Annotated in this window: 8 protein-coding genes; all 8 read left to right on the forward strand. The window is 71.5% G+C overall.

From position 1 onward, the window contains the following. Positions 1-49: 49 nt before the first annotated feature. Positions 50-586 (forward strand): crossover junction endodeoxyribonuclease RuvC, encoded by a 537-nt coding sequence (gene ruvC / locus AB0O29_RS18435; protein ID WP_365152879.1) that lies wholly within the window; start codon positions 50-52, stop codon positions 584-586. Next, on the forward strand, positions 583-1,209 hold the full coding sequence (gene ruvA / locus AB0O29_RS18440) for a Holliday junction branch migration protein RuvA (RefSeq protein WP_365152863.1): 627 nt from the start codon (positions 583-585) through the stop codon (positions 1,207-1,209). The genes ruvC and ruvA overlap by 4 nt, the downstream gene beginning before the upstream one ends. 83 nt (positions 1,210-1,292) lie before the next feature. Then, complete coding sequence (gene ruvB, locus AB0O29_RS18445; RefSeq protein ID WP_365152865.1) at positions 1,293-2,366, forward strand: Holliday junction branch migration DNA helicase RuvB; 1,074 nt, start codon at positions 1,293-1,295, stop codon at positions 2,364-2,366. A gap of 164 nt (positions 2,367-2,530) precedes the next feature. Then, positions 2,531-2,968 carry a preprotein translocase subunit YajC gene (gene yajC, locus AB0O29_RS18450; RefSeq protein ID WP_365152867.1) on the forward strand — a complete coding sequence of 146 codons (438 nt, stop codon included), beginning with the start codon at positions 2,531-2,533 and terminating at the stop codon, positions 2,966-2,968. 150 nt (positions 2,969-3,118) lie between these two features. After that, the gene (secD, locus tag AB0O29_RS18455; protein ID WP_365152869.1) at positions 3,119-4,939 is read left to right on the forward strand and encodes a protein translocase subunit SecD; all 1,821 of its coding nucleotides are present in this window, start codon (positions 3,119-3,121) and stop codon (positions 4,937-4,939) included. Position 4,940: 1 nt separating this feature from the next. Next, complete coding sequence (gene secF / locus AB0O29_RS18460; protein WP_365152871.1) at positions 4,941-6,002, forward strand: protein translocase subunit SecF; 1,062 nt, start codon at positions 4,941-4,943, stop codon at positions 6,000-6,002. Further along, the gene (locus tag AB0O29_RS18465) at positions 5,999-6,556 is read left to right on the forward strand and encodes an adenine phosphoribosyltransferase (protein WP_365152873.1); all 558 of its coding nucleotides are present in this window, start codon (positions 5,999-6,001) and stop codon (positions 6,554-6,556) included. The genes secF and AB0O29_RS18465 overlap by 4 nt, the downstream gene beginning before the upstream one ends. Before the next feature lie 206 nt (positions 6,557-6,762). Next, the gene (locus tag AB0O29_RS18470) at positions 6,763-9,201 is read left to right on the forward strand and encodes a bifunctional (p)ppGpp synthetase/guanosine-3',5'-bis(diphosphate) 3'-pyrophosphohydrolase (protein WP_365152875.1); all 2,439 of its coding nucleotides are present in this window, start codon (positions 6,763-6,765) and stop codon (positions 9,199-9,201) included. Positions 9,202-9,287 lie beyond the last annotated feature (86 nt).

Consider the following 9,287-nt stretch of genomic DNA (forward strand, 5'->3'; position numbering starts at 1 on the left):
AGAGGCGGCGGTTAGTCTGACGGCGCGACTGTCAATCGGAGGGGGCGTGGTGCGGGTACTGGGTGTGGACCCGGGGCTGACGCGGTGCGGTGTCGGCGTCGTCGAGGGGGCCGCCGGGCGGCCCCTGACCATGATCGGCGTCGGCGTCGTACGGACCCCCGCGGACGCCGAGCTCGGGCAGCGGCTCGTCGCCATCGAGCGCGGCATCGAGGAGTGGCTCGATGAGCACCGGCCCGAACTCGTCGCCGTGGAGCGGGTGTTCAGCCAGCACAACGTCCGTACCGTGATGGGCACCGCCCAGGCCAGCGCCGTCGCCATGCTGTGCGCGGCGCGCCGCGGGATACCCGTCGCGCTGCACACCCCCAGCGAGGTCAAGGCCGCCGTCACCGGCAGCGGCCGGGCCGACAAGGCGCAGGTCGGGGCCATGGTCACCCGGCTGCTGCGGCTGGCCGAACCGCCGAAGCCGGCCGACGCCGCCGACGCGCTGGCCCTCGCCATCTGCCACATCTGGCGGGCCCCCGCCCAGAACCGCCTCCAGCAGGCGGCAGCCCAGCACGCCTCCGCCTTGAAAGGCCGTACGAGATGATCGCCTTCGTCAGCGGCCCGGTCGCCGCGCTCGCCCCCGCCCTGGCCGTGATCGAGGTCGGGGGAGTGGGCATGGCCGTGCACTGCACCCCGAACACCCTCGCGGGGCTGCGCGTCGGCGAACCGGCCCGGCTGGCCACCTCCCTGGTGGTCCGTGAGGACTCCCTGACCCTCTACGGCTTCGCCGACGACGACGAGCGCCAGGTCTTCGAGCTGCTCCAGAACGCCAGCGGGGTCGGGCCGCGGCTGGCCCAGGCGATGCTCGGGGTGCACCGCCCCGACGCGCTGCGCCTCGCCGTCGAGTCGGGGGACGAGAAGGCGCTCGTGGCGGTGCCGGGGATCGGGAAGAAGGGGGCGCAGAAGCTGCTCCTGGAGCTGAAGGGGAAGCTGGGCGCGGCCTCCGCCGTGGTCGGGGCGCAGCGGGCCCCCGTGGCGGCCGGACCGGCCCCCTGGACGGAGCAGCTCACCGCGGCGCTCATCGGCCTCGGCTACGCCTCCCGCGAGGCGGAGGACGCGGTGGACGCGGTGACCCCGCAGGCGGAGGCGGCCATCGCCGCCGGCGGGCCGGCCCCCGTACCGCAGCTGCTGCGGGCCGCCCTCCAGACCCTCAACCGCACCCGCTGACCGCGGGTCCCCCACGCGCGCTGCGCGCCCGCCGCCCCGAAGGCCGGCGGGGCTCTTCATAGCGAGAAGGCAGACTGAGCAGAGTGAACTGGGACGACGAAACCGACACCACCGAGCCGGACCGGCTGGTCGCGGCGGCGGCCGACGGTGAGGACACCGCCGTCGAGGCGGCCCTGCGCCCCAAGGACCTCGGCGAGTTCGTCGGCCAGGAGAAGGTCCGCCAGCAGCTGGACCTCGTCCTGAAGGCGGCCCGCCAGCGCGGCGCCACCGCCGATCACGTCCTGCTCTCCGGCGCGCCCGGCCTCGGCAAGACCACCCTCTCCATGATCATCGCCGCGGAGATGGGCGCTCCCATCCGGATCACCTCCGGCCCGGCCATCCAGCACGCCGGCGACCTCGCCGCGATCCTCTCCTCCCTCCAGGAGGGCGAGGTCCTCTTCCTCGACGAGATCCACCGCATGTCCCGGCCCGCCGAGGAGATGCTGTACATGGCCATGGAGGACTTCCGCGTCGACGTGATCGTCGGCAAGGGCCCCGGCGCCACCGCGATCCCGCTGGAGCTGCCCCCGTTCACCCTCGTCGGGGCGACGACCCGGGCCGGCCTCCTGCCCCCGCCGCTGCGGGACCGTTTCGGCTTCACCGGGCACATGGAGTTCTACGCCCCCGAGGAGCTGGAACGAGTCATTCACCGCTCGGCCCGCCTCCTCGACGTGGAGATCGACACCGCGGGCGCCGCCGAGATCGCCGGCCGCTCCCGAGGCACCCCGCGCATCGCCAACCGGCTGCTGCGCCGCGTCCGCGACTACGCGCAGGTGAGGGCCGACGGGGTGATCACCCGCGAGGTGGCCGCCACGGCCCTCCAGGTGTACGAGGTGGACGCGCGCGGACTGGACCGGCTGGACCGGGGCGTGCTCGAAGCCCTGCTCAAGCTGTTCGGCGGCGGCCCCGTCGGCCTGTCCACCCTCGCCGTCGCCGTGGGGGAGGAGCGGGAGACGGTCGAGGAGGTCGCCGAGCCCTTCCTGGTCCGGGAGGGCCTGCTCGCCCGTACCCCGCGGGGCCGGGTCGCGACCCCCGCCGCATGGGCTCACCTGGGACTTGTTCCCCCGCAGCACCCGGCCGGCGGATCAAGCGGACAACAGGGCCTGTTCGGGGCCTGACGGCGCGGAGGTTCGACCGGTCAGGAACTGCGGTGCCATGCTGGGCGTTGTTCCATCGGCGCTGACTCGCCTAGACTCCGCCGATGCCGACCCTTCGGGTCGGCGTGCCCACCCCCGTAGAAAAAGGCCGTCTCCCGTGCGGTCGTGCGAAGGATCTCCGTCCCGTGAATCTCGTGACACTCCTCCCGTTCATCGTGCTCATCGGGGCGATGTTCCTGATGACCCGCTCCGCGAAGAAGAAGCAGCAGCAGGCCGCGCAGATGCGCGACCACATGTCGCCCGGCACCGGCGTCCGCACCATCGGCGGCATGTACGCCACGGTCAAGGAGATCGGTGACGACACCGTCACCCTCGAGGTGGCCCCCGGCGTCCACGCGATCTACGCGAAGAACTCCATCGGCGCCGTGCTGGAGGACGAGGAGTACAACCGCATCGTCCACGGCATCACCGAGACCCCGGAGGACACTCCGGTCGTCCCCGACGACGCCTCCTCGCTGACCGAGGGCGACGCCCCCAAGCTCGACCTGGGCAAGAAGGACGAGCCCAAGGGCGACGACGAGCCGAAGGACGGCAAGACCGACGGCGAGCCCGGCGCCAAGTAGCGCCGGGCAGGGGCCGCGGTGGTGTCCGACCGGCATCCGCCGCGGTTCCCGCAGTGAACTTCTGCGGGGGGCAGGGGTCCCCACCACACATTTCGTGGCCGTCCGCGCGCTGACCCGGCGCGGGACGGTTGGACAGGGAGATACGACAAGGTGGCAGCACCGAAGAAGGGCCGGCGGCCCACGGGGGCTCAGGGGAGGCCGGGGCGCGCCCTGGCCCTCATCCTGATCGCGATGGTGGCGCTCACCACGGGGATGTTCCTCTCTCATCAGACGACCCCTCGCCTGGGCATCGACCTCGCGGGCGGCACGAGCATCACGCTCAAGGCGAAGAGTGAGCCCGGCAAGCCGGACGCGGTCAACGAGACCAACATGAACACCGCGGTCGGCATCATCGAGCGCCGTGTCAACGGTCTCGGCGTGTCGGAGGCCGAGGTCCAGACCCAGGGCCGCGACCACATCATCGTGAACATCCCCAAGGGGACGAACGAGCAGCAGGCGCGCGAGCAGGTCGGTACCACCGCCCAGCTGTACTTCCGCCCCGTGCTCGCCTTCGCGGACGGCGCCCCCGCCGCCCCCGAGACCAAGCCGAGCGGCTCCCCGAGCCCCTCCGCGAGCGGTTCCGGCGCCCCGAAGGCCGAGGGCGGCTCCAAGCCGTCCGCGCAGGCCACCCCGTCGTCCAGCGCCACTTCCCAGGGCCGTGTGCTCAGCGAGGCCCTCAAGGCCCCGGGCACCCCCACTCCCTCGCCCTCGGCGAGCGAGTCGAAGAAGGCAGACGACAACAAGGCCACGCCGTCCGCCCAGGCCTCCGGTTCCCCCTCGGCCCCGGCCCCCGTGCCGACGCCGCCGGCCGACCCGGCCGTCGCCGGGCTCCAGGCCAAGTTCGCGGCGCTCAACTGCACCGACGAGGAGCAGCGCGCCGCCGCGGGCAAGGGCGTCAAGCCCGAGGACCCGATGATCGCCTGTGGCAAGCGCGGCGCCCAGTGGGGCAAGTGGATCCTCGGTCCCGCCCAGGTCGCCGGCACGGACGTGAAGGACGCCAAGGGCGTCATCGACCAGCAGCGCGGTCAGTGGATCGTCACCATGCAGTTCACCGACAAGGGCGCCGACAAGTTCGCCAAGATCACCGGTGAGCTCGCCACCAAGACGCCCCCGCAGAACCAGTTCGCGATCGTCCTCGACGGCGAGGTCATCTCCGACCCGTCCGTCAGCCAGGCGCTGACCGGCGGCAACGCCGAGATCTCCGGCGGCTTCACCCAGCAGTCCGCGCAGGACCTGGGCAACATGCTCTCGTACGGCGCCCTGCCGCTGTCCTTCCAGGAGGACAGCGTCACCACCGTCACCGCCGCGCTCGGCGGGGAGCAGCTGAAGGCCGGTCTGATCGCCGGCGCCATCGGCCTGGCCCTCGTCGTGATCTACCTGCTGGTCTACTACCGCGGCCTGGCCTTCATCGCGATCATCAGCCTCCTGGTGTCCGCGGTCCTGACCTACACGATCATGGCGCTGCTGGGCAAGGGCATCGGCTTCGCCCTGAACCTGCCCGCCGTCTGCGGCGCGATCGTCGCCATCGGCATCACCGCGGACTCGTTCATCGTGTACTTCGAGCGCATCCGCGACGAGATCCGCGAGGGCCGCACGCTGCGTCCGGCCGTCGAGCGGGCCTGGCCGCGCGCCCGGCGCACGATCCTGGTCTCCGACTTCGTGTCCTTCCTCGCTGCCGCGGTGCTCTTCATCGTCACCGTCGGCAAGGTCCAGGGCTTCGCCTTCACGCTGGGTCTGACCACCCTGCTCGACGTGGTCGTGGTGTTCCTCTTCACCAAGCCCGTCATGACGCTGCTGGCGCGGACGAAGTTCTTCTCCAGCGGTCACCCGTGGTCCGGGCTGGACCCGAAGCGGCTCGGCGCCAAGCCCCCGCTGCGCCGGTCCCGCCGCACCGGCCCCGTCCCCGCCCCCGTCGACGCAAAGGAGGCGTGAGATGTCGAAGCTGGGAGATCTCGGCGCCAAGCTGTACCGCGGTGAGGTCGGCTACGACTTCGTCGGCAAGCGCTTCGTCTGGTACGGCGTCTCCATCCTGATCACGATCACGGCGGCCGTCGCCCTGGCCGTGCAGGGCCTCAACATGGGCATCGAGTTCAAGGGCGGTGCCGTCTTCACCACCCCGAAGACGAGCGTGTCCGTCGCCCACGCCACCGAGGCCGCGGAGAAGGCCTCGGGGCACGACGCGATCGTGCAGGAGCTCGGCACCGGCGGCCTGCGCATCCAGATCTCCGGTCTGGACACCGACTCCGCCGCCTCCGTGAAGAAGCAGCTCGGCACCGACCTCAAGGTCGACGCGGGCCAGATCAACGCGGACCTGGTCGGCCCGAGCTGGGGCGAGCAGATCGCGAACAAGGCCTGGACCGGCCTCGCGATCTTCATGGTCCTCGTGGTGGTCTACCTCGCCATCGCCTTCGAGTGGCGGATGGCCGTCGCGGCCCTGATCGCGCTGATCCACGACCTCACCATCACCGTCGGCGTGTACGCGCTCGTCGGCTTCGAGGTCACCCCGGGCACCGTGATCGGTCTGCTGACCATCCTCGGTTACTCCCTCTACGACACCGTCGTCGTCTTCGACGGTCTCAAGGAGGGCGCGAAGGACATCACCAAGCAGACCCGCTGGACCTTCAGCGACGTCGCCAACCGCAGCATCAACGGCACGCTGGTCCGCTCGATCAACACCACCGTCGTGGCGCTCCTGCCGGTCGCGGCCCTGCTGTTCATCGGCGGCGGCTTCCTCGGCGCGGGCATGCTCAACGACATCTCGCTGTCGCTGTTCGTCGGCCTCGCGGCCGGCGCGTACTCCTCGATCTTCATCGCGACCCCGCTGGTCGTGGACCTGAAGGAGCGCGAGCCGGCGATGAAGGCCCTGAAGAAGCGGGTGCTCGCCAAGCGGGCGGCCGCGGCCGCCAAGGGCGAGGACGTCGACGCGGACACCGACGGCCGGGACGAGGACCCGCAGGTCGTCTCCCAGGGCGGCCAGGGGAGGCGGCGCCGGTGACCACCGCCTCCTGCACCCCCGAGGTCCGCGAGCTGCTGCTCAGCCGGATCACGGACGTGGTGGACTACCCGAAGCCGGGCGTGGTGTTCAAGGACATCACCCCGCTGCTCGCCGACCCCAAGGCGTTCGGCGCGCTGACCGACACCCTGGTGGAGCTGGCCGGCCGGTACGGCGCGACGAAGATCGTCGGGCTGGAGGCGCGCGGGTTCATCCTCGCCGCCCCGGTCGCCGTGAAGGCGGGCATCGGCTTCATCCCCGTGCGCAAGGCCGGAAAGCTGCCGGGCGCCACCCTCTCCCAGGCGTACGAGCTGGAGTACGGGACGGCGGAGATCGAGGTCCACGCGGAGGACCTGTCGGCCGGTGACCGGGTCATGGTCATCGACGACGTCCTCGCCACCGGCGGCACCGCCGAGGCCTCGCTGGAGCTGATCCGGCGGGCCGGGGCCGAGGTCGCGGGCGTCGCGGTCCTGATGGAGCTGTCGTTCCTCCCGGGCCGCGCGAAGCTGGCCGGGGCCCTCGCGGGGGCTCCGCTGGACGCGCTGATCGTGGTCTGACCCCTGTCGCGGCGGCGGGCTCCCGGGACACCCGGGGGCCCGCCGTTCCGCTTCGTCCGCAGCCGCGTAGCGGACGGCTGGGGCGGGCCTCGAACGGCGGCGGGGCCGGATCTCGCGGAGCGGCCGGGGAGAACGAGCCGGCGGAACCCTCGCTACCATGGTTTATCCGGACCTGACCGGGCCCCGGATCCGCATGAGGAGCGCTCTTGCCAGACGAGGTCCAGCCACTCTCCGCCGCGCAGCCCGACCCCAAGGCCGATCCGGCCGCGGCGGCCGCAGCGACGCCCCCGCCGGCCCCGCCGGTCAAGCCCCTTCCGGCCAAGCCCCTCCCGGCCAAGCCGGCCGGGTCCTCCAACCGGGTGCGGGCCCGGCTGGCCCGTCTCGGCGTGCAGCGCTCCAACCCGTACAACCCGGTACTGGAACCCCTGCTCCGTATAGTCCGCAGCAACGACCCGAAGATCGAGACGGCGACGCTGCGCCAGATCGAGCAGGCGTACCAGGTCGCCGAACGCTGGCACCGCGGCCAGAAGCGCAAGAGCGGCGACCCGTACATCACCCACCCGCTCGCGGTCACCACGATCCTCGCCGAGCTCGGCATGGACCCCGCCACCCTGATGGCGGGCCTCCTGCACGACACCGTCGAGGACACCGAGTACGGCCTCGACCAGCTCCGCCGCGACTTCGGCGACGCCGTGGCCCTCCTCGTCGACGGCGTCACCAAGCTCGACCGGGTCAAGTTCGGCGAGGCCGCCCAGGCCGAGACCGTCCGCAAGATGGTCGTCGCCATGGCCAAGGACCCCCGCGTCCTCGTCATCAAGCTCGCCGACCGCCTGCACAACATGCGCACCATGCGCTACCTCAAGCGGGAGAAGCAGGAGAAGAAGGCCCGCGAGACCCTCGAGATCTACGCGCCGCTGGCCCACCGCCTCGGCATGAACACGATCAAGTGGGAGCTGGAGGACCTCGCCTTCGCGATCCTCTACCCCAAGATGTACGACGAGATCGTGCGCCTGGTGGCGGAGCGGGCGCCGAAGCGCGACGAGTACCTGGCCGTCGTCACCGACGAGGTGATGGTCGACCTCCGGGCCGCCCGGATCAAGGCCACCGTCACCGGCCGCCCCAAGCACTACTACAGCGTCTACCAGAAGATGATCGTCCGCGGCCGCGACTTCGCGGAGATCTACGACCTGGTGGGCATCCGCGTCCTCGTGGACACCGTCCGGGACTGCTACGCCGCCCTCGGCACCGTGCACGCGCGCTGGAACCCGGTCCCCGGCCGGTTCAAGGACTACATCGCGATGCCCAAGTTCAACATGTACCAGTCGCTCCACACGACGGTCATCGGACCCAACGGCAAGCCGGTCGAACTCCAGATCCGCACCTTCGACATGCACCGCCGCGCCGAGTACGGCATCGCGGCGCACTGGAAGTACAAGCAGCAGACCGTCGCCGGCGCCTCCAAGATCCGCACCGACGTCCCGCAGGCCGCCAAGGGCAGCGCCGGCCAGGACACCGTCAACGACATGGCCTGGCTGCGCCAGCTCCTCGACTGGCAGAAGGAGACGGAGGACCCGGGCGAGTTCCTCGACTCCCTGCGCTTCGACCTCTCCCGCAACGAGGTCTTCGTCTTCACGCCCAAGGGCGACGTCATCGCGCTGCCCGCCGGGGCCACCTCCGTGGACTTCGCGTACGCGGTCCACACCGAGGTCGGCCACCGCACCATAGGGGCACGGGTCAACGGGCGGCTCGTGCCGCTCGAATCGACCCTCGACAACGGCGACCTGGTCGAGGTCTTCACCTCCAAGGCCGAGGGCGCCGGCCCGTCCCGCGACTGGCTGGGCTTCGTCAAGTCCCCGCGGGCCCGCAACAAGATCCGCGCCTGGTTCTCCAAGGAGCGCCGCGACGAGGCCATCGAGCACGGCAAGGACGCCATCGCGCGGGCCATGCGCAAGCAGAACCTGCCCATCCAGCGGATCCTGACCGGCGACTCCCTCGTCACCCTCGCGCACGAGATGCGCTACCCCGACATCTCCTCCCTGTACGCGGCGATCGGCGAGGGCCACGTGGCCGCGCAGGGCGTCGTGCAGAAGCTGGTGCAGGCCCTCGGCGGCGAGGAGGCCGCCAACGAGGACATCGAGGAGAGCGTCCCGCCGTCCCGCGCCCGCACCAAGCGGCGCGGCAACGCCGACCCCGGCGTGGTGGTCAAGGGCGTCGACGACGTGTGGGTGAAGCTGGCCCGCTGCTGCACCCCGGTCCCGGGCGACCCGATCATCGGCTTCGTCACCCGCGGCAGTGGCGTATCGGTTCACCGCGCCGACTGCGTCAACGTCGACTCCCTCTCCCAGCAGCCCGAGCGGATGCTGGAGGTGGAGTGGGCCCCGACCCAGTCCTCCGTCTTCCTCGTCGCCATCCAGGTCGAGGCGCTGGACCGGTCCCGGCTGCTGTCGGACGTCACCCGGGTCCTGTCGGACCAGCACGTCAACATCCTCTCGGCGGCCGTGCAGACCTCGCGCGACCGGGTGGCCACCTCCCGGTTCACCTTCGAGATGGGCGACCCGAAGCACCTGGGGCACGTCCTGAAGGCCGTACGGGGCGTCGAGGGCGTCTACGACGTCTACCGCGTGACCTCGGCCCGCAGACCGTAGCCGGGCACGGCCGGACGTACGAGAGTGGGCGGGCGTACCCCGTCCGCCCCGCCGGATCGATCACGAACCAGTGCGGGCCGGGCGCG

The sequence above is a fragment of the Streptomyces sp. NPDC089915 genome (assembly GCF_040684675.1).
Lineage (GTDB): Bacteria > Actinomycetota > Actinomycetes > Streptomycetales > Streptomycetaceae > Streptomyces.